We start from the raw sequence: 19,857 nt of genomic DNA, 5'->3' as shown, positions 1-19,857 counted from the left end.
ACTTGTTGATCAGGCTGTGATAGAATTTAGTTGCGAAACAAAATCATTGGTAGAGATAAGTTCTAAGCCTCTCATCTTTCTACCTATTGTGTTTTCTATAGCTGCATAGTTTTTCTTGAACATGTCAAGTACATCAACATCTTCAACTACAAGTACTTCTGCACCACGGTCATACGCATCTACAAGTATGGCACCGGCTTTTTTGAAGGCGAGTTCTTTGTTGTCTTCCAATAGACCAAGTCCAGCAAGTTTACCTGATCTTGAGAAGTGAATACCTTTCATACCTTTTTGAGCGATCAATTGATGTATTGTATCATGACAAGCTGGACCATGATAATGTGCTACCTGTTTCTCTTCCAGGTTTTCAATCGTCTCTACCGCTCTTTTTGGTACATCAGGCTCTTTTTCCTCTTTTTTGGAAAAACGTGTGATAAGCTGTGCACAGAGAGAAGGACCTTCCTCTGGTTTAGCCATAGCTTTGAGTTCATCGATAGCAGCACTGTGGTCTTGGGCGTTAAATAGGTTGTTTTCATACTCACAGTCAAACAGTCCAGAGTTCACAGAAGTAATAGCATCCAATATAGCTTCACTATGTTCTGATCCTTCTGTGATCATTTTATGTGCTAAAACCAGTACTGCATCACCGATGTATTCACGGTCAAAGTTTTCTGTTTCTGATGCATAATGAAGGGCATACAGTGTTTTGTAGTATTTGAGATCTGACTCAGAAGCATAGGGAGCCAAAAGTTCAAAACTTTTCATAAAGTCACTGTCATTGATCTTAAGACCATCATTTGAACGATAGCTGTTTACCGGATCTATCTGTAAAGATGTTCCAAGTCTTTCTACCAGGGCGGAAACAGGTTCTTTAGCTTCTACGACAAGACCATTGATCTTCATGAGAAGTTTTTGTTTCGGAAAACTGAAGTTTTCGTTTTCTTCTTGTATCTTTACAAGCAGGTCTTTGGCTGTTGCATCATCATTTACTTGGATGCTGAAGTTTTTATAGTAAGGCAGGTAGTCTGTTTTAGCATTAAAAAAGAATGCTCTTATTTCAAGTTTATATGACATAGGTGTTTCCTTAATAAAGATTGTTTAGTATAACTTATAGAACTATGAACAAGACCAATTAGCTCTTACTTAAGCTAAAACACTTTAACTATGTTACAATTCTACCAATTATAAAGATCAAGCTCTCAAAAGGACAGAAAATATGCCTAAACAGGATAAAGAACAATACCTTATAAACAACCTAGGTTCGAAGTATGTAGGTGATGATGCTGCTGTTGTCGGAGATACTCTTTACAGCATGGATGCTTTCTTTGAAGATACACATTTCAAACGTGAATGGATGAGTATAACACAGATAGGACGTAAAGCGATGCTTATCAACATTTCTGATGCCATTGCTATGAATGCAAAACCAAAATTTGCTCTTATTACCGTCTCCTTGCCTCATGATGTCACTGAAGATCAGATAGATGAACTTATGACTAGTATGGAAAATACAGCCAAAGAGTACGGTTGTGAGATCATCGGCGGAGACACGATAGGCGGTGACAAGCTTCATCTTTCAATCACTATTATTTCGAAAAGTGATACACCTCTCTTACGTACAGGATTAAAAGAGGGGGACCTTTTGGCCTATACGGGAACATTGGGTGAGAGCAAACGAGACCTTGATGCGCTTTCCAGAGGTGAAAAAATAGCGGATGACTCTCGCTTTTTTGAACCTGAATTAAGGGTAGAGTTTATAACCAAAGCCAGACCGCTTTTACGCACAGGTATGGATATATCAGACGGACTCTTTTGTGATACGAACAAGATGTTAGATATTAATAAATATGGATTTCATGAATTTGAAAAAGTAGACGATGAGATAGGCCTTAGCGGAGAGGAATTTGAAATGCTGGTAAGCTTTGCTCCGGAACATTACAGTGAAGTCATGCAGATCGCCGAAGAGACGAATACTCCTTTAACCGTTTATGCAAAAGTGGCTAAGAATGATGATAGGTATACGTGCAAAAGTCACCACTTTTAGAAAGCCAAAACACTTATTTGCTTTGCCATTTGGCTTTCATACTTCTTCTCAGTGCTTCATGCACCTCTTCTAAAAGTCTCTTTGCTTCCTCTCCGTAAACAAAGATGCCTTTATACTCTTTTTCGACCGCATTCACATAGCTTTGAAGTGCTTCTTTTTCGCTCTTGTTTTTAGGCGGATTAAAAAGATATTTCATCCCACTCTCTGGATCATAACTTTTTCTTGCAGACTCTATATAGACTTTACTTGATCTTAATACTACCGTATGGTTTGGGAGCATTTCATACTCTTGTATCCTTGCCCCATAAGGGCTGTCATATACTTTTCCTTTCCTGTCCCAAAAACTGTAAAGTGTGATGGTTGTACCGTTGATCTCATAGGCTCCTTCTTGCATACTTTTATCTGCACAGGAGCCGGTTTTATCTTTTAAGATCAAACTCAACACAAAGGTCAGGTTATTGTTGCGTTCCTCTTTGTAAAACTTCATTACTTCACCCTTAGAGTCATAGATGTCATAGGACTCTGTGACAATAGAAAAGTCTTGATTTCCTAGCGTAACATGTTCAAGCTTGGCAGTGGCAAATAGAATGCTTACAGTGAGCAGTAAAAGGGAAAAGATTTTCATCAGACCTGCTTTGAAATATTTCTGTTGGCTAGATCACGTGGATAATGACGTTCTGCTGCTATAGATTCCGCTCTTTGTCTTAGTGCATCTTCATCTAACTGTATAGCATGTGGAAAATCACGTTTGCCGAGTATATTGGCTTCTACATATCCTAAATCAACGAATTGTTTCGTAATGGCATCTACCATATCCAAGACTGAGGAGACTTTGACGATTTCGCATCTGGCATAACGCTCTCGGGGGAAAGAGACTTCCGCTACACGTAAAGTCGGATCATCTCCAGGGATCTGCTGTGCACCAAAAAGTGGTTTACTTCCTACCGTGGCAGTATGGAACGATGGGATGTACTGGGAGAGATGTTCAATAGCCGCTTTCGTACGTTTTTCTGTCTCCTTTTCTGTCCAGGATTTTTCTATCTTGTCTATAAAATCCTGACCTAATCTGGGTTGGCAACTTACAAGAGAATTTGCAACAAGGCCATCTTCATAAAGTGTGATCTCTTTGGTCATGCCATGCAGTTGAAAATACCCGCCAGGGTAGGGCGTAAATTGCCCCATACCTCGTGGCGTACCGCGCTCTCCATGAAAGACAATTTCAGGAAACTGTGTCCCCTCACATCCATCCCAGTGACTCACATAGGCTGCTTTAAATTCTACCATCGACTTACAAGGTGCACCTAAAAGATCATCGATCTTTCCTGTTTTAAAGCCCGCAGCATTAATGAGATAGTCAAAAGAGTCTGTATGGCTGACATCTTCTTTAACATAACTTATATTCCAACCTTCAGTTTCAACATTTTGCTGCACATTGTATACGATAGTATTTGTATTCAACGTAACTGAATCCAGTGCTTCAAGGGTCATTTCAGCACCAGCTGCAAGCCTAAAGAGGTTTAGTCCATACTCTTGAACCATGACAAGAGGAAACTGTACTTTATCAAAATCAATGTTTTTCGCGACAGGGATCATCCATTCATCAGACGTCTTGGGTGTTTTAACCAACTCTTTTTCTCTTAGTCGTTTTATTTCATCTTTGGTGTAAATTTGATAATAGTTCTCTGGTTTTCCCAAGACTTCATTCTCAGGGTCTTTAGCGATATGTGCTTTATATTCTGCAGTCAGTAACTTAAGGCGTGGAAGTAGTGCCTCAGGTGAAGAACTGTCAGTAGTAGGTAAGACTATCACAGTAGGTCTGTAGTCAACCACAAAAGGATAAAAGCGTAAAAAGTCTATGGATTGTTTGAGTAAAGTGACGCACTGCGCATCTGAGATTTCACGATAGAGATTACCCCCTGCATGCAAATGACACCATGGCGGACCACTCACTAAACTTGCATCCTTTTCAAACAGTGTCACATTAAGTCCAAGCTGACCAAAATAGAGTGCTGCACTTGACCCTGCAGCACCTCCACCAATAATCGCAATTTTTGCTTTATTATCTTCTATCATGCTCATAGTAGTTCATTTAACTCCGAAAAATCGTCTATGATAAATGTTGGGTTATGTATCCCGATCTCTTCTCCATAATTATACCCATATGTCACACCGATATTTTGCATACCGCAGGCATTGGCTGCCAGGATATCATTTTTAGAGTCACCCACCATCACACACTGATCTACACTGACCTGCATCTTTTCACAGGCATGCACTAAGGGGAGGGGATCTGGTTTCTTTTTATCTAAACTGTCTCCGCCCAGCCAAAAATCAAACACTCCATGAAACCCCAGCCCTTCCAAGATAGGGCCTACAAAATCAAAGGGTTTATTGGTCACGATACCCAAACGGTACTCTTTTTCTTTTAGGGCATGCAGGGTTGCTGTTACATTGGGGTAGGCAGCCGTATCGATACATAGATGCTGTCCGTAGAAAGTCAAAAAGATCTCTAAAGCTTTTTCAAACAGGCTCTGATTCAGGGTTTCATCTATCTCAGTTTGTCCCGATAATGCACGTTTTACCAAAACCTGTGCCCCATTACCCACCCAGTAACGAATGGTATTTTCACTGAAGGTCTCACGGTGCAATGCTTCTAACATATGATTGACTGCTGATGCCAAGTCCGGAACACTGTCGATCAGTGTGCCGTCCAGATCAAATAAAATAACTTCTTTATGATTGAATTTCAAATTTAAAACCTTGTTCTGACTTTTTATATATAACTTATTTATATTATTCCGGTTGATTATACATTTTTTATCTAAAAATGCTTAATCTACAGAAAAGTTGCAACTTTCATACTATGACAGTGTTACAGATTTGGGTGAGTGTCCTTGTTTTCATAGATGGACAGGAATTTTTGATACTCTTCATAGTATTCCTGATATTCCTCTTTGAGAACTTCATTCATTTCAAAAGTGATCTCGTCGGTATACACTTCTAGTGTGCCTGTCGGGTTTTCTTTCTTCCAATGATCATATTCAAGTTTTTCAAATAACCCAAAAGCAGCAACTCCCATGATTGGCATAGCTGATACGGTTCTCTGTATTTTTGCTTTAGCCCTTTCTCTAGCTTTCACTTTTGCTAATCTCTTCTGATACTTACTCTTTAGCTTAGCTATTTCCCTAGCATGAGATCTCTTGAGTTTAGATATTTCTCTCTTCTGCCTAATTTTTTCAGATGCTACAGCTGTAAGTGCAGCGTTCCTCAAGCTTTCATGCCAAAAAGAATACCCTTTCATTCCTCCTAAAACTATAGCTATGATCATAATAATGGAAATTTTTTTCATGAAGTCATCCTAATGTTTAAGTAGAGCAATAGTTGATCCACTCCTGATCAACGGTTGGCCCTGTATTTTATTATATATTTTAGTCTTTAATATTAGTCTCATTAACAAAATCGGTCCAGTTAGAAGTGAATTTTTCATCATTACGCATGTTATATTCCGGAAGTTGAATTCGAATCATTTTTCAAATAGTATCTGTAGTCTTTCCATATAAAAAACAGACCTAAAAAATAGAGTTGCATCAACAGTGCCAAATTCCACTCCACGATATTTTCGCTTTCATAGGTCTTAGTATGTGTGACTTCCCATACACTATGCACAATGCCAATGACCAACATTAATACTATGATAATCAACTGATACTTCAGAGCCTTCGGGTTTATAGTATCCTCTTGCAATGATGGCAAAATATTGTAATGTTGTCTGAGCAGTAATATTTGAGCCAATGGTGTACATATGAAATAGATCAGAATGCCGTATTGGCGCATAAAACGATTGACTTCACCTGTAGTGCCTAAAAAATCAATATATACAATGAAAAAAATCGCACCAACTATTCCAAGCCATAAAATGATACGAGCCATGTTGCTAGTGTAACCATAAAGCTGATCTAACCATTGTCGTACATATATCCAGAACCCTATCAGTAGTACACCATATGCGATCATGGTTGCACGAAATATAAATATTGAATCACCACTCCGCGCAGCTTTACTGATAGTGGTACACCCATCTATGTAAGGTATACACCAAGGTATGAATCCTTCGTAAGCACTGAGCAGGTAAACAACATTTGAAATAAACAATGGCAATATTGTTATGATTAATGCTAGTATTCTTGGTTGCATTTAGCTATCTGTTAGGGGAATAGATTGTCCCTCTATTGCTTTATTTTTCATATTTAAGAGTATACAAGAAATGTCTCACTATTACAAGAAATAATAACAATATGCACATTAAGTATAGATATTAATATTTGAGTCATGTACATATTCTGATGCTTTTTTATTACGTCGAACTTAATAACCTTTAAGATAAAATACCAATATATAAAATAGAAAGAATCTTATGAACCTAATCTACCCACTAAATGTCAAAAATGAATTTGTATTTAACTCCTCTCCAAGAGACTTTACTGTCGAAGAGATACCGCTGTATGAGTTTACAGGAGAAGGTGAACACCTCGTGCTTCAAGTACGTAAAAAAGAGTTAACGACATGGGAGATGCTTGATGCGATTTCTAACCATGTAGGTATTCGCCGTCGTGATATGGGATATGCAGGGCTAAAAGATAAACATGCCATGACGATACAGTATATTTCAGTCATGGCAGTACATGAAGAGAAGTTAAAAGCATTTACACATGACAAGATCAAGATCCTCTCTATGGTTCGTCACAATAACAAGATAAGAGTAGGGCATCTAAAAGGCAATCGTTTCAAGATACGTTTGAAAAAAGTGCTAGGTGTACAAAAAGACAAACTCGATTCTGTACTGAAGTGGATCAAAGCAAACGGTGTACCGAACTACTTTGGGAATCAGCGTTTTGGAACGGATGGGAACAATTGGGAAGATGGGAAAAAACTGATAGAGGGTACACTGAAGATACGTGACAGAAAAACCAAAGAATTTCTTATGGGTGCCTACCAGAGTTACTTGTTTAACAAATGGCTCTCTAAGCGTATGGAACTCAATCACTTACTTGAAAAATTTACCGAAGCAGAGACAGAACAGGTATTAAACTTACCAGAAGGCTCACTCAAAGGTACCAAGTCACAGCCACACTTCTTTAAACTGGTAGAGGGTGATGTGATGATGCATTATCCTTACGGACGTTTATTTACAGTGGAGAATCTGGAAGAAGAGGCCAAACGATTTGAGTCTAAAGATATCGCACCTGCAGGACTGCTTCCTGGGAAAAAAACCAACAGGGCTGAAGGTGTTGCCGGCTTGATAGAAGCTCCTTTTGCAGAAGACATCAATTTAAATGGTGCCAGACGCTATGCATGGATACAAGTCACAGAGATCCACAAAAACTATGTAGAAGAAAAAGCCCATTATGAATTGAGTTTTGCATTACCTAAAGGCTGTTATGCCACTAACGTACTAGATGTTTTAAGAGGTGGAGAAGCATAAACCTCATGAGTATCTCTTAGAAATTTTAATGATTTCATACTTACTTCGACATTGATCTTTACCTCAGGAATGCACTTTTACTACAAGAGTTGGCGTTGGTACTATCATGGTCGCTTCAGTGTATAGTCATCCTCACTACTACGGTCATCCACACTATTATTACTATAGTGGATAGTAATATAAAGAACAATATAATAATCGCCGCAGATTAAGATAGGTGCTGAAATTGTAAATTGAAGGGAATTTTATCTTAGATACAGCAGAGGGAAGTTTGTTTCGTTGGTAGTCGAGACAACAATGTTTTCTAAAAGGAGGAAGAATAAAAAAAACTGCCATACCTAAGATATGCTCGAATTTTAACTAAATAAGATAAAATTAGTCTTAATTTAAAACTTATAACTAAAATTTGTTCAAATTATTTTTTCAGACTTAAAAAACAAACCAATTTCCCATCTTAAAAATCTCTTCTGTTAGGTGTGTCCTATCGATTGGTATACAAAGGTATAGATTAGTGAACGAATAATTCATGCTCATATAAATGTCTTTAGGTTTTAACATAAAAATGGTATTTGAGTGGATGGAAAATAAGTTTAAAAGTTTATTTTTTAGTAGAAATTAGGAAAATATTTATTATTCATATATTATCAGGGCAAGAATAATGAATATTATATTTATGCTTATCACAAATAATACAAGTGTCCTATCTTCTTTGTTCAATTTATTGATACAGAAAAGTTTAGAGAGTTTTTTTTCATTGTCCAGCATTTATCTTACGTTTTAAGGTCGTGCCATCATCATAGTGGTAGACTACTTGTATAACGACTCCACGCTTATTAAGTACTTCCTCTGTATACATTAGTGTTCTTTTCATTGTTTAATCCATAATTTTAATTTATTCATTTGCATAATACAATATGGATGTCATATTTATGTCACATTTATTTATGAGTTTGATCTATTCTATATATACTTAGCATACAAGCCAATTTTCAATCTTGAATATCTCCTCTGTAGCGGGCATGCCTTTCCATCCATTTGATTCCAAATACATCATTTTATTTCCGAAGTATCCTACAATATACTTTTCTTTATAAATAGGAAATGTCCCTGAGTGAAACATGGCAAAAACATCTTCATAATTTTTAGCCGTTTCGTAATAAGAGAAATCAAAACTATGTAAGGCAATCAACGCTGTTTGCAGCATCTCATTCTTACACATAGAACTACTCAATACATAGTAAGATGGGTAGGGAACAGCTGGATTTTCTAGTAAGTCACAGATATAATATCTTTCTTTCTTTTTATGATACATTGTGACATTCTAGTGTTAGTGCTAGAAAATAGATAATAATATGTCAAATTGACATATTATTTACCAATATTGAGAAAATAATTATCAAAAATTATTTTTAACACTTAATTAACACATCTTCATTATAGTTTACAAAAAATAGAAAACTTTAATTATATATTATAATTACTGGTTATTAGTTAGATATGGTGAGTTAATGATTACATGTGATAAAGAAATAAGTCAATGGTTAGAGAAGATGGAGAAGGGTATTCCGATTTGTTCTTTACGTTCTATTCATGAATATATCGAATATGCGAAGAAAAAAAATTTAGCTGCAGACTATTTTCCTGTGCTGGATTGCGGATTTATTGTCTATAAAGACAAGACTATTTTTCTTACAGCAGAAGACGGGGGAACTATATTATCTCTCAATCCAATGACAGCATAGACAGATATACTTTCTGTCTAAAAATTACCAAGAACCACCACCGCCTCTTTACTCTTCCAAAAGATCTTTGTCTTCTTTCAGTACATAAATAAATGTATCTACATCAAGTTCATCATATCTTTCTACTGTTACTTCTGTTCGAACAAACTCATTCCCCTCAAATTCATCCAGGTTCTCCCAATGATCATCGAGATTACGTGAGTAAAACAAGTAACCGTGTACCGTATCGCCATGAGGATCCAGTTTTATGCCTGGGTAACCCATAGAAGCTGACCAGCCGGCACCTATAAGGTTTCCCCTCACCGTTGCAGGGATGAACTTGCCTGTGATATTTTCCAGTACATGACCATTTGGACAATTAGGCATGAGTGTGCCATATACAAAAAGTGTTTCCATCTGTGACCTTTGTTTTAGGGTGCATTTAGTGAAAGAATTCTAGCATAGATTTAATTTGGAAGACTCTTCACTCTATCTCATAAAGTAAAATTGACTACAATACAACAAACAATCAAAGGAAATCTATGGCGTATGATCTTCAAAACAAACTTGTAATTGCTATCTCTTCACGTGCACTATTTAACCTCGAAGAAGAGAATGCTATTTTTGATGAAGAGGGTCTTGAAAGCTACTATAAGCATCAACTTGAACATCTGGACAATCCTTTGGCTAAAGGCTCTGGTTTCAGATTTGTGCAGAACCTGCTTGCTATCAATAAAAAATTTGATAACAAACTTATAGAAGTAATCATCCTTTCACGTAATAATGCCGCTACAGGCTTGCGGATAGGTCGATCCATAGAACACTATAACCTTGATATCGAACGCACGGGATGGACTGCAGGTACACCCGTAAGCAGATATCTTAATGCTTTTAAAGTAGACCTGTTTCTTTCGGTACACACACAGGATGTTGAAGAGGCAGTAAACTCAGGTGTGGCTGCTGCGACCATACTGCCACATACACCTATCACCTCAGAGGAGAGTGATATCGTTAAGATAGCTTTTGATGGGGATGCTGTTTTATTTGGAGATGAGAGTGAAAGAATTTATCAGGAAAAAGGTTTGGAAGCGTTCATCGAACACGAACGTCAAAACGCGAAAAATCCACTTAGTCAAGGACCATTCTTTAAGTTTCTCAAAACCATCTCAGAGATACAGGACAAATTCCCTATGGAGGGTTCACCGATCCGTACAGCACTTGTGACAGCCAGAAATTTCTCTACTCATGAAAGAGTGTTGGGAACATTGGAGGGGTGGGGTGTACGTGTAGATGAAGCCTTTTTCCAAGGTGGTGTACAAAAATACGAGGTTATTAAAGCGTTTGGCGCAGATATATTTTTCGATGACCAAGATACCCATTTGAAAGATACTTCAAAAGAGACTCCTTCTGCAAAGGTACCATATAAGCGTTTATAGTATTTAATATTATAACACTTTTATTCATATCTTCTTTCTTATCCATTAATAGACATTAGATTGATTTTTATGAATATATTAAATTATTTATAGTTATAATAGATTTTAGTCAATGTACTAAACAAAGGTAGTACTTATGTCAAAAGTAGAATATACAGGTCCAAGAGTAGAGATATCAAATCATGGTATCGTGTATAAAACATCAAAAGAAGATAAATATATTTATCTCACGGCAGCCTTGGAAATTCTTAAAGATATTGACAATGATTATAAAAAAAAACCCTTTTATATCCATCACTTTGAAAACAAAGCATTTCAAGAGGAAGATTTACATACGATTTTAAAATACCATGAAAATGACATAGAAGAATGTGTTTCAAAGGAGTGTGAAACATATAAACAGAAGATTCAACACGAGATAGAATATATACAAAACTTAGCGCATCTATCAGATATTGACAAAGAAGTATGGATCAAGAACATTGAACTAATGCAAGATTATAGAGTACAAAGAGCTATTAATAAGATCTATTATATGCACTGTATTCAAGACATAGTAAAAGTGATCAGGCATAAAAAAATAAAAGAGATCATCACACCTTTTAATAAAAACTTCTTTCATGTATTAAATACATTAAAAGGTACACTTATCACAGGTCAACCTTCTCTGGATGCAAAGGTCATAGAAGAATATAATAAAGATGGGAATATGATTTTGAGGTTGTCCATCAAAGGATAATGTACCGTTTTTGACTATAAACTGCGTTTTATATTACTTTCGTTTCTCATAAAACGCTGCTTTGAATTCATCAAATCTCTCTTCTTGTATCGCTTCTCTCATTTGACTCATCAGGTTAAGATAGTAGTAGAGGTTATGAATAGTACCAAGTCTAAAATACGTGATCTCTCTTGCACGGAAGAGGTGGCGCAAATATGATCTTGAATAGGTTTGACAGACCATACAGCCACATTCAGGGTCAATAGGTCCTTCATCAGTCGTGTATGCAGCCTTTTTGATATTAACTTTACCAAAACTTGTAAAGAGTGTTCCGTTCCGTGCATTTCTGGTAGGCATGACACAGTCAAACATGTCTACCCCACGTGCAACATTCTCTACCAAATCTTCCGGAGTTCCTACCCCCATAAGATAACGCGGCTTGTCTTCTGGCATGAACTGTGTGGTCCACTCTACCGTGTCATACATATCCTGATTTGCTTCTCCTACGCTAAGGCCGCCAATGGCAAAACCATCATAATCCATCGCACAGAGTTCTTTAGCTGATTTCTCACGAAAAGCCTTATCGGTACCACCCTGGATAATAGCAAAAATGTTTTGATCAACACCGATACCTTCTTCCTGTTTGGCTCTAAAGTAATCTATAGATTCCTGCGCCCAACGTGTGGTACGTTCGATACTCGCTTTGATACGTTCCTGGGTAGCGGGAAGAGCGACAAGATCATCAAGTATCATCATAATGTCTGAACCTAGATTATGCTGGATATCTATTACTTTTTTAGGTGTAAAGTAGTGTTTACTTCCATCTAGATGGCTTCTAAAAGTGATACCATTTTCATCTATCTTGACATTATCGGAGAGTGAAAATGCCTGAAAACCGCCGCTGTCCGTCAGAAAGCTTTTAGGATACTTCGTAAATCCATGCAACTTTCCCATAGTCTTGATGGTTTCATCACCCGGACGCATGTATAAATGATATGTGTTCCCCAGGATGATCTCTGGCTTAATGAATGTAGCAAGGTCCGTTGCATCCAGTGCTTTGACCGCACCTACAGTACCTACGGGCATAAATACCGGTGTTTGTATCGTAGAATGCGCTGTCTTTATCGTACAGGCTCTTGCTTTACCATCTCTTTTATCTATCTGAAATTCCATTGTGTTATAATATCCCTCAAAAATAATTACGGAAGTATATCTATATTTTACAAAATAAGACAAAAGTGACCATTCCCATGATCCCTCTGTTATCAATGGAAAAAGTCATGACAACATTTGCTTATATGGTAAATGATATAAAGGATTTTCATCAAAAATATACTTATTCTAGCTAGTGGCAGCATTGCTAAACATTTTATCGAATGGGTCAGTAAAAACAGAGTTGCAGACAACGAATATTATGTCACATGTTATAAAGAGCATACTACACCTGACCAAATAGGCCAAAACATTACGATCATTGATGCTGACCCTACAAGTTTTTCAAAATTGAATCGTATTATGAGTGAGACAAAGTTCTCGAACCTTTTTGTGGTAATGGAAGATATAGAAGATGCCCGATATGTACTGAAAAATATCGCAATGATTAAACCTAAAATACGTATTACGCTTGTAAACCAATGGGATGACGATAAAATAGGAAAGGATCATGAGAACATCACTATCGTACACAGTGATAAACTGGTATCGGCCCATCTTTATGACCAACTTCCCAATGTACCTTTGGTCGCACAAAATGTTGGACTTGGGCAAGGAGAGATCATGGAGGTCCATGTACCCTTTGGAAGTTCTTACGCCTATAGACATGTAGGATCAATCCTTCAACAAAAATGGAAGATTGCTGCACTCTACAGAGAGGGAAAGCAGATCCTTCCAGAAGATACCACGATGATACGCCCAAACGATACCTTACTCATACTGGGTCAACCTATCGTGCTTAATGGTGTATATAAGGCCATCAATAAAAGAATAGGTCTTTTCCCTGAACCCTTTGGTAAAAATATCTATCTTATCTTAGATCTAAGACATGATAAAAAAGATGCATTGCTTTGCCTTAAACAAAGTATTTATCTTATGGAAAAGGTAGAAGATAAAGAACTGTTTGTACGTATTTTATACCCAAATGATTTTGACTTAATAGAAGAACTCAAAACCTTGGAATCAGAACACGTTACGATCTCTATCTCTTATGAAAATGAAAATGTTAAATCTCTCATACAAAAGGATATACATGAATTTGATGTCGGGCTTGTGATGAACACTATCCCCGCATTTGAAGCAGATGACCTTAAAGAGATACTCTATGACTTGAAAAAATTGGTTTTTCTTTTTGGTGATAGACTTCTTTATAACATCAAAAACTCTGTAGTATTGATGAGTGAAAATGAAAAAATGGAATCCATTTCATCTACCGCTTTTGACATATCTGAAACACTGGGCTTAGGGCTTACACTAGGTGACTTTAACCCGGAAGGCGATTTTGAGAGTAAAAAGATGATCATTGATCATTATGAGACACTCGCACATATCTTTAATATGGAGGTGAACATCGAACAGAAAGTGGCTAATCCTATACGTGAACTTTCAAACATGGAAGATATACTCCAAATCGCACCTTTTGAAAAACATCTCAATACTGATAGCCTTAGAAAACTCATCTCTAACAAGGTACAAGACTATCTTCTTACTACCAACAGACATCCAAAACTGCTTGTTCCTTTTGCGATGACATAAGGGCTCTATTGGGGCATAAAGCCCTTTAAAACGATACTTAATCACAAATAAGATAAAATAGAGCCAATAATAACGCGCAAGGTTTTACTGAATGATCGTCCCTATCGAATTAGCACATACTCAAAACATCACTTATGATATCACTATTGATGCATTACCCCAACTTACTTTTGACACCAATGTTGTTGTGGTTACGAACCCTACAGTTGCGGGGTACCATCTTGAAACACTTCTTTCTCACATCAAAGCCACAAAACTCAATGTGGTTACGATTCCTGATGGGGAAGGGTACAAGACCCTAGAAACAGTTGAAAATATACTGAATGAATGTTTTGAACATAAGCTCGATAGAAAATCTCTACTTATCGCCTTTGGTGGTGGTGTGATAGGTGATATGACAGGATTTACGGCAAGCATTTATCAAAGAGGGATAGACTTTATACAGATACCCACAACACTGCTTAGTCAAGTTGATGCCAGTGTAGGGGGCAAAACAGGGGTCAATAACAAATATGGAAAAAATCTCATTGGTGCTTTTTATCAACCCAAAGCTGTTTATATAGACCCTTCATTTTTAAAAACATTACCGCCTAGAGAATTTGCTGCAGGTATCGCAGAGATAGTCAAAATGGCCGTTATGTTTGACAAGTCATATTTTGAATTCTTGCAAAAATCTAATTTTAGTGACACTGAAACACTTAAAGAAGTGATCAAAAAAAGTGTAGAGCTAAAAGCATGGGTAGTCAATCAAGATGAAAAAGAGGCAGGTATACGGGCGGTACTTAACTACGGACATACTTTTGGTCATGTGGTTGAAAATGAAACCAACTACACAACCTATCTACATGGTGAAGCCGTAGCTATAGGAATGGTCATGGCCAACGCTTTGGCTGTGGAACTTGGTCTATTCTCACAGGAAGAGGCCGAAGCAGTGAAGAGACTTTTAGAAAAGTCTTCTTTACCTACAGACTATGTGATCAAAGATGTAGATGACTTTTATGAGCATTTCTTTTTAGACAAAAAAAGTGCCAGAGGGAGTATCACATTTATCTTGCCTCAAGGTATGGGTCACTATAAAATGGTATCTGATATTGATGAAAGTATTGTAAAAAAAGTACTTCACGGCTTTGGAGAAGAAAAATGAGTTTTAAACACATTCTTATAGCCTTTACTCTTTTATCTTCTATTACAGCATATGCTGAACCAGTCTTAGAGGAAAACAGCACTGCAGAGGTGATAAAAGAGTCTACAGAAACACAAAAACTACCTTTGGATATGAACAAAATAAATCAGCTTCTTAATAAAAAAGAAACGCTGGACAAAGAACTTAGTGATAACAATATCTGGTCAAAGATCTATAGTAACTATCATACATATAAAGAACTTGAAAAACAACATATAGCACTAGATGAAACCATTGACCGCTTAGAAAAAATAAAACAAAAAACTAGAACAGAACAAGAAGAGTTACAAAATGCCCAAAATGATAAGATAACACTACTTGGTAAACTTCAACTACTAAGAGAGTATGAAAAAGACCCTTTTAAAAAGTTCCTTACACCTCCTGAAATAACTGATGTACCTAAAGTAGATAGCCCTTTTGCGGTGATCGGTGCAGTATCCTATAGAGAAAAACTCCAATCCGACATAGAAGAGTACAACAATCGATATGAATCACTCTATCGTATAGTCGAAAAGTTTAAAGAGAAACAGCTTGTCCTCAACAAACTTTTAAAGTTAGACCCTCTAAACTTGGACTATATTAATGAACAACAAGACACTATAGATCAAATTAAAACATTTATTCCTGTCCTGGAGATATTTAAAACCACCAAAAATGTATATAGTAAAAAAATTGATGAAATCGAGCTTAATCTCAAAAATGATATTCAAAGAGAGATACAAAGAACTATGACGATCGGAGCTATCATCCTTTTCTTTATTTTCCTTTTATTTTTTATTAAATTTTTTGTTAAAAAATATATGTCAGAAGAAGAAAGTTTTTATGCTATCAACAAGGCACTCAATATCTCTTTTGTAAGTATTTTAATTTTAACCTTACTCCTTGCCTATATAGAAAACGTAAGTTATCTTGTCACGATCCTTGGTTTTGCCTCAGCCGGTATTGCCATTGCGATGAAAGACTGGTTCATGTCCCTTATGGGATGGGCGACCATTGTACTTGGAGGTGCAATCCATGTAGGTGACAGGGTTCGATTTGTACGAGAGGGTGTGGAGTATGTAGGGGATATCGTTGATATCTCAATGCTCCGTATGACCATGCATGAAGATGTAAACCTCACGTCTTATATGACCAACAGAAGAGCAGGGCGTATGATCTTCATTCCAAACAACTTCATATTTACTGATATGATAGCTAACTACTCTCATTCCGGACTAAAAACCGTATGGGATGGGATAGACTTTGTCATTACTTTCGATTCTGATGCAAATAAGGCTATGCATATTGCTAAAGAGATCACGAAGAAGTACTCAAAAGGGTATACTGAGATCACAAGAAAACAGCTCAACAAACTAAGAAGCAAGTATGGTATGAGAAACACCAATGTTGAGCCTCGTATCTTTACACATATTGAACCTTATGGTTTAAAAATATCGGCATGGTATCTCACTAACTCTTATGCGACTATGACATTGAGAAGTACTATTTCCATTGAGATAATCGCTCGTATTCAAGAAGAAGAGAAGATACATCTTGCATTTCCTACACAATCTATATATGTGGATAAAAATGTACCTAGTCCTCAAATGGGATTAGATGCTATAGATCCTAATCAAGGGCTATAATCATGCAAAAAGTCTATTTTAAAACCTTTGGGTGTCGTACTAACCAATTCGACACACAGGTAATGATGTCCAAACTGAAAGATTACGAACTGACAGATGATGAGCTTAGCTCTGATATCATCGTTGTCAACTCCTGTACTGTTACCAATGGTGCTGACTCTTCTGTACGTAACTATATCTCATCCATGCATCGTAAAAATCCCGATGCAAAAGTAGTACTGGCAGGCTGTGGATCACACTCAAAAGGTGAATCATTGTTTGAAGACAAAAAAGTATTTGGTGTCATAGGCCACTCTGAGAAAGAAAATATCAACGCGGTACTCAAAAATGAAGAACCATTTTATCAGATCGGTGACCTTGAACATATAGATTCAACCATCGTCGAAGAGTTTGTAGGTAAGAGCCGGGCTTTTATTAAGATCCAAGAGGGGTGTGACTTTAGATGTTCCTACTGTATCATTCCTGCAGTACGCGGTGATGCACGTTCTCACAAAGAAGAGACTATTTTGGAGCAGATCAACAAACTTGCTTCAAATGGATTTGGAGAATTCATCCTTACCGGTACCAATGTAGGATCTTACGGGCGTGATCACAACACATCTATGGCCAAACTGCTTAAAAAGATGAGTATGATCCGTGGTGTTCGACGAATACGTATTGGAAGTATGGAGCCTATACAGATCGACGATGAATTTTTGGAGCTGCTCAATGAACCCTGGATGGCAAAACATATGCACATTGCCCTTCAGCACACCAGCGATAAAATGCTCAAACTGATGAACAGAAGAAATGAATTTAAGACTGACCTGGAACTTTTCAGAAAAATTGCAGACCAGGGCTATGCTTTAGGGACGGACTATATTGTAGGACATCCTGGTGAAGATGAGAAAGAGTGGGCTGAAGCGATCTCTAGAGTCAAAGAGTTGCCGCTTACACATGTTCATGCTTTCTCATACTCTAAACGTGACAATACCGCTTCTGCAACCATGAAACCCGAAGTAAAAGGCAACATAGCAAAAGAGCGTCATCGTGAACTCACAAATATTATCAAAGCAAAAAACTTTGCTTTTAGACGTGAACATACGCAGAATCTTGAAGTATTGCTTGAGAGTGGTAAAGATGGTGTATATCAAGGCTTTGACCAATACTTTAATAAAATATCTGTAACAAGTGATGAAGACCTCAGTGCAAACTGGGTCTTACTAAATGACGTGGAGGTAAGCAATGAAGGCAATAAAGCCAAGGTTTAATCCATCGGCACTTAATCCCTCAAATATTAAAATCATTTTGGGGTTACTTGCAGTATTGGTACTATTACTTTCATTTGCTTTTTTTAGAGATACAGACACACTCATTACCCATGATCAGGCAAATGCTCTCTATACTGAGGACAAGATACAAAAAGTCATTATAGATGGGGATTTCATACGTCTACAGACAAATACAGAGAACTATAAGATATACAAAGATGCCGTCAATAAAACAGCTTTTTTTACCAAATACCCTGTAGAAGTACGTACCGACAACAGCTATATCTATGATCTTCTTTCACTTCTTGTCATTATCGCTGCATTTGGATTTTTATATAGACTGATGAAACAGAACAGACTGCAACAACTCAAACATATAAAGGCAGCCTCAAAAGCCGATGATACTCCTGTAAATGATCCTGTACAGGCACTCACTTCAAATGTCACTTTTGAAGATGTAGCAGGGATCAAAGACGTAAAAGAAGAGCTTGAAGAGATCATTGATTTTCTCAAAGAACCGCAAAAATACCGTGACTTGGATATCCGCTTGCCTAAAGGTGTCCTCCTGGTAGGTCCTCCCGGCGTAGGTAAAACACTGATTTCAAAAGCCGTCGCAGGTGAAGCCAATGTACCTTTCTTTTACCAAAGTGGTGCATCTTTTGTACATATTTATGTAGGAATGGGTGCGAAAAGGGTCTCTGAACTCTTTAAAAAAGCAAAACAGATGGCACCGAGTATTATTTTTATTGATGAGATCGATGCTGTAGGCAAGAGCCGCGGTGAGTTTAGAAATGATGAGAGGGAAGCTACGCTCAATCAGCTTCTCACGGAAATGGATGGATTTGAAGACAGTTCAGGTGTCATAGTCATCGGTGCTACCAATAAAATAGAGATGCTTGATGAGGCATTACTAAGAGCAGGACGTTTTGATAGACGTATACATATTTCACTGCCTGATTTGGAAGATAGAGCCAGAACACTTGAGCTCTATCTTGCACACAAACCAAATAATGTAGATATAGACCTTATAGCACGAATGACCGTAGGGTTTAACTCTGCGGCTCTGGATACACTGACAAATGAAGCTGCTATTTACGCCATGAGAGAAGGGCGCAGTGTAGTTGAAACTTCTGATTTTGAGGCGGTAAAAGAGAAAGTCTTACTGGGAAAACGGAAAATACTCTCTTTCACAGAAGAAGAGAGGGAGATTCAAGCCATTTATCAAGCTGCAAAAGCTGTTATAGCAACATGGATGGATGTTGAATTTGAGAAAATAGGTATCGTAAATACCAGACTGCTGAGCCAAGAACATGAAATACTCTCCAAGAGCCAACTTCTCTCACGTATCAAAGTCTATCTTGCAGGCAGCATAGCAACAAAAATGCATTATAATGAACAATTTACCAATGCAAACAGTGATATTGCCCAAGCAAAAGAGATAGTCAGGAAAGTAGTCTATGAGTATGTGATGAGCGAAAACTTCATCGTAACGCCTCAACAAGAAGAAGAACTTTTACGGGAATCAGTCTCAGAAGTCACAAACCTCCTAACAACATTGGACAAAGCATTAAGTGAGACTTCGAGCTATCTCTTAGCACATGAGAACATTACAGCTGAAGAGTGTAGAGTCATTTTACGAAAGATCTTTTAAAC

Annotated in this window: 19 protein-coding genes; 10 read left to right on the top strand and 9 right to left on the bottom strand. The window is 37.3% G+C overall.

Going from position 1 to position 19,857, the window contains the following annotated elements; genetic code table 11:
- Positions 1-9: 9 nt before the first annotated feature.
- Positions 10-1,071, bottom strand: coding sequence for a hypothetical protein (locus LDM93_RS02980; protein WP_223890548.1), 1,062 nt, complete (start codon positions 1,069-1,071; stop codon positions 10-12).
- 142 nt (positions 1,072-1,213) lie between these two features.
- Here LDM93_RS02980 and LDM93_RS02975 point away from each other — a divergent pair, with 142 nt between their 5' ends.
- The gene (locus LDM93_RS02975; RefSeq protein WP_223890547.1) at positions 1,214-2,041 is read left to right on the top strand and encodes a thiamine-phosphate kinase; all 828 of its coding nucleotides are present in this window, start codon (positions 1,214-1,216) and stop codon (positions 2,039-2,041) included.
- A gap of 13 nt (positions 2,042-2,054) precedes the next feature.
- Here the strand turns inward: LDM93_RS02975 and LDM93_RS02970 are convergent, their stop codons facing one another.
- The 5 genes from LDM93_RS02970 to LDM93_RS02950 all read right to left on the bottom strand — a co-directional run bounded on the left by LDM93_RS02970 (position 2,055) and on the right by LDM93_RS02950 (position 6,235).
- A complete protein-coding gene (locus LDM93_RS02970; RefSeq protein ID WP_223890546.1) occupies positions 2,055-2,666 on the bottom strand; it encodes a hypothetical protein in 612 nt (203 codons plus the stop codon).
- Positions 2,666-4,120, bottom strand: coding sequence for an FAD-dependent oxidoreductase (locus LDM93_RS02965; protein WP_223890544.1), 1,455 nt, complete (start codon positions 4,118-4,120; stop codon positions 2,666-2,668). The genes LDM93_RS02970 and LDM93_RS02965 overlap by 1 nt, the downstream gene beginning before the upstream one ends.
- Positions 4,117-4,791, bottom strand: a complete 675-nt coding sequence (locus LDM93_RS02960) for a phosphoglycolate phosphatase (RefSeq protein WP_223890543.1) — start codon at positions 4,789-4,791, stop codon at positions 4,117-4,119. Before LDM93_RS02960 ends, LDM93_RS02965 begins: the two co-directional genes overlap by 4 nt.
- A gap of 122 nt (positions 4,792-4,913) precedes the next feature.
- On the bottom strand, positions 4,914-5,390 hold the full coding sequence (locus LDM93_RS02955; protein WP_223890541.1) for a hypothetical protein: 477 nt from the start codon (positions 5,388-5,390) through the stop codon (positions 4,914-4,916).
- 149 nt (positions 5,391-5,539) lie between these two features.
- Positions 5,540-6,235 carry a hypothetical protein gene (locus tag LDM93_RS02950; RefSeq protein ID WP_223890540.1) on the bottom strand — a complete coding sequence of 232 codons (696 nt, stop codon included), beginning with the start codon at positions 6,233-6,235 and terminating at the stop codon, positions 5,540-5,542.
- Between the two features lie 220 nt (positions 6,236-6,455).
- Between LDM93_RS02950 and truD the strand changes: the two genes are divergently transcribed.
- Complete coding sequence (gene truD / locus LDM93_RS02945; protein ID WP_223890539.1) at positions 6,456-7,523, top strand: tRNA pseudouridine(13) synthase TruD; 1,068 nt, start codon at positions 6,456-6,458, stop codon at positions 7,521-7,523.
- 970 nt (positions 7,524-8,493) lie between these two features.
- On the opposite strand, the gene LDM93_RS02940 is transcribed toward truD, so the two are convergent.
- Entirely contained in the window at positions 8,494-8,835 is a 342-nt protein-coding gene (locus tag LDM93_RS02940) for a hypothetical protein (RefSeq protein ID WP_223890537.1), read from the bottom strand.
- A 196-nt stretch (positions 8,836-9,031) separates the two neighbouring features.
- On the opposite strand from LDM93_RS02940, the gene LDM93_RS02935 reads away from it, so the two are divergent.
- The gene (locus LDM93_RS02935) at positions 9,032-9,265 is read left to right on the top strand and encodes a hypothetical protein (RefSeq protein WP_223890536.1); all 234 of its coding nucleotides are present in this window, start codon (positions 9,032-9,034) and stop codon (positions 9,263-9,265) included.
- 48 nt (positions 9,266-9,313) lie between these two features.
- Here the strand turns inward: LDM93_RS02935 and LDM93_RS02930 are convergent, their stop codons facing one another.
- Positions 9,314-9,661: a gamma-glutamylcyclotransferase gene (locus tag LDM93_RS02930; RefSeq protein ID WP_223890535.1), complete on the bottom strand. Its 348-nt coding sequence runs from the start codon at positions 9,659-9,661 to the stop codon at positions 9,314-9,316.
- 125 nt (positions 9,662-9,786) lie between these two features.
- On the opposite strand from LDM93_RS02930, the gene LDM93_RS02925 reads away from it, so the two are divergent.
- Positions 9,787-10,680, top strand: coding sequence for a 5'-nucleotidase (locus tag LDM93_RS02925; protein WP_223890534.1), 894 nt, complete (start codon positions 9,787-9,789; stop codon positions 10,678-10,680).
- Between the two features lie 136 nt (positions 10,681-10,816).
- The gene (locus LDM93_RS02920; RefSeq protein ID WP_223890532.1) at positions 10,817-11,419 is read left to right on the top strand and encodes a hypothetical protein; all 603 of its coding nucleotides are present in this window, start codon (positions 10,817-10,819) and stop codon (positions 11,417-11,419) included.
- 33 nt (positions 11,420-11,452) lie between these two features.
- Here LDM93_RS02920 and tgt read toward each other — a convergent pair whose 3' ends face one another.
- Positions 11,453-12,571: a tRNA guanosine(34) transglycosylase Tgt gene (gene tgt, locus LDM93_RS02915; protein WP_223890531.1), complete on the bottom strand. Its 1,119-nt coding sequence runs from the start codon at positions 12,569-12,571 to the stop codon at positions 11,453-11,455.
- 342 nt (positions 12,572-12,913) lie between these two features.
- Between tgt and LDM93_RS02910 the strand changes: the two genes are divergently transcribed.
- The 5 genes from LDM93_RS02910 to LDM93_RS02890 all read left to right on the top strand — a co-directional run bounded on the left by LDM93_RS02910 (position 12,914) and on the right by LDM93_RS02890 (position 19,855).
- Positions 12,914-14,146, top strand: coding sequence for a COG3400 family protein (locus LDM93_RS02910; protein WP_223890530.1), 1,233 nt, complete (start codon positions 12,914-12,916; stop codon positions 14,144-14,146).
- Between the two features lie 91 nt (positions 14,147-14,237).
- On the top strand, positions 14,238-15,290 hold the full coding sequence (gene aroB, locus LDM93_RS02905; protein WP_223890528.1) for a 3-dehydroquinate synthase: 1,053 nt from the start codon (positions 14,238-14,240) through the stop codon (positions 15,288-15,290).
- A complete protein-coding gene (locus LDM93_RS02900; RefSeq protein WP_223890527.1) occupies positions 15,287-16,954 on the top strand; it encodes a mechanosensitive ion channel domain-containing protein in 1,668 nt (555 codons plus the stop codon). Before aroB ends, LDM93_RS02900 begins: the two co-directional genes overlap by 4 nt.
- 2 nt (positions 16,955-16,956) lie before the next feature.
- Positions 16,957-18,204, top strand: coding sequence for a tRNA (N(6)-L-threonylcarbamoyladenosine(37)-C(2))-methylthiotransferase MtaB (gene mtaB, locus LDM93_RS02895; protein WP_223890526.1), 1,248 nt, complete (start codon positions 16,957-16,959; stop codon positions 18,202-18,204).
- Positions 18,179-19,855 (top strand): AAA family ATPase, encoded by a 1,677-nt coding sequence (locus LDM93_RS02890; RefSeq protein ID WP_223890525.1) that lies wholly within the window; start codon positions 18,179-18,181, stop codon positions 19,853-19,855. The genes mtaB and LDM93_RS02890 overlap by 26 nt, the downstream gene beginning before the upstream one ends.
- Positions 19,856-19,857 lie beyond the last annotated feature (2 nt).

It is taken from the genome of Sulfurovum sp. TSL6 (assembly GCF_019972115.1).
GTDB lineage: Bacteria > Campylobacterota > Campylobacteria > Campylobacterales > Sulfurovaceae > Sulfurovum.
The sequence above is the reverse complement of the archived record's forward strand: the minus strand, read 5'-3'. Positions and strand labels throughout refer to the sequence as shown.

Excerpts from the sequence above, each read along its gene's own strand:
- LDM93_RS02980 (WP_223890548.1), bottom strand. The coding sequence starts at position 1,071 with ATGTCATATAAACTTGAAATAAGAGCATTCTTTTTTAATGCTAAAACA.
- LDM93_RS02975 (WP_223890547.1), top strand. The coding sequence starts at position 1,214 with ATGCCTAAACAGGATAAAGAACAATACCTTATAAACAACCTAGGTTCG.
- LDM93_RS02970 (WP_223890546.1), bottom strand. The coding sequence starts at position 2,666 with ATGAAAATCTTTTCCCTTTTACTGCTCACTGTAAGCATTCTATTTGCC.
- LDM93_RS02965 (WP_223890544.1), bottom strand. The coding sequence starts at position 4,120 with ATGAGCATGATAGAAGATAATAAAGCAAAAATTGCGATTATTGGTGGA.
- LDM93_RS02955 (WP_223890541.1), bottom strand. The coding sequence starts at position 5,390 with ATGAAAAAAATTTCCATTATTATGATCATAGCTATAGTTTTAGGAGGA.
- LDM93_RS02950 (WP_223890540.1), bottom strand. The coding sequence starts at position 6,235 with ATGCAACCAAGAATACTAGCATTAATCATAACAATATTGCCATTGTTT.
- truD (WP_223890539.1), top strand. The coding sequence starts at position 6,456 with ATGAACCTAATCTACCCACTAAATGTCAAAAATGAATTTGTATTTAAC.
- LDM93_RS02940 (WP_223890537.1), bottom strand. The coding sequence starts at position 8,835 with ATGTATCATAAAAAGAAAGAAAGATATTATATCTGTGACTTACTAGAA.
- LDM93_RS02935 (WP_223890536.1), top strand. The coding sequence starts at position 9,032 with ATGATTACATGTGATAAAGAAATAAGTCAATGGTTAGAGAAGATGGAG.
- LDM93_RS02930 (WP_223890535.1), bottom strand. The coding sequence starts at position 9,661 with ATGGAAACACTTTTTGTATATGGCACACTCATGCCTAATTGTCCAAAT.
- LDM93_RS02925 (WP_223890534.1), top strand. The coding sequence starts at position 9,787 with ATGGCGTATGATCTTCAAAACAAACTTGTAATTGCTATCTCTTCACGT.
- LDM93_RS02920 (WP_223890532.1), top strand. The coding sequence starts at position 10,817 with ATGTCAAAAGTAGAATATACAGGTCCAAGAGTAGAGATATCAAATCAT.
- tgt (WP_223890531.1), bottom strand. The coding sequence starts at position 12,571 with ATGGAATTTCAGATAGATAAAAGAGATGGTAAAGCAAGAGCCTGTACG.
- LDM93_RS02910 (WP_223890530.1), top strand. The coding sequence starts at position 12,914 with ATGAGTGAGACAAAGTTCTCGAACCTTTTTGTGGTAATGGAAGATATA.
- aroB (WP_223890528.1), top strand. The coding sequence starts at position 14,238 with ATGATCGTCCCTATCGAATTAGCACATACTCAAAACATCACTTATGAT.
- LDM93_RS02900 (WP_223890527.1), top strand. The coding sequence starts at position 15,287 with ATGAGTTTTAAACACATTCTTATAGCCTTTACTCTTTTATCTTCTATT.
- mtaB (WP_223890526.1), top strand. The coding sequence starts at position 16,957 with ATGCAAAAAGTCTATTTTAAAACCTTTGGGTGTCGTACTAACCAATTC.
- LDM93_RS02890 (WP_223890525.1), top strand. The coding sequence starts at position 18,179 with ATGAAGGCAATAAAGCCAAGGTTTAATCCATCGGCACTTAATCCCTCA.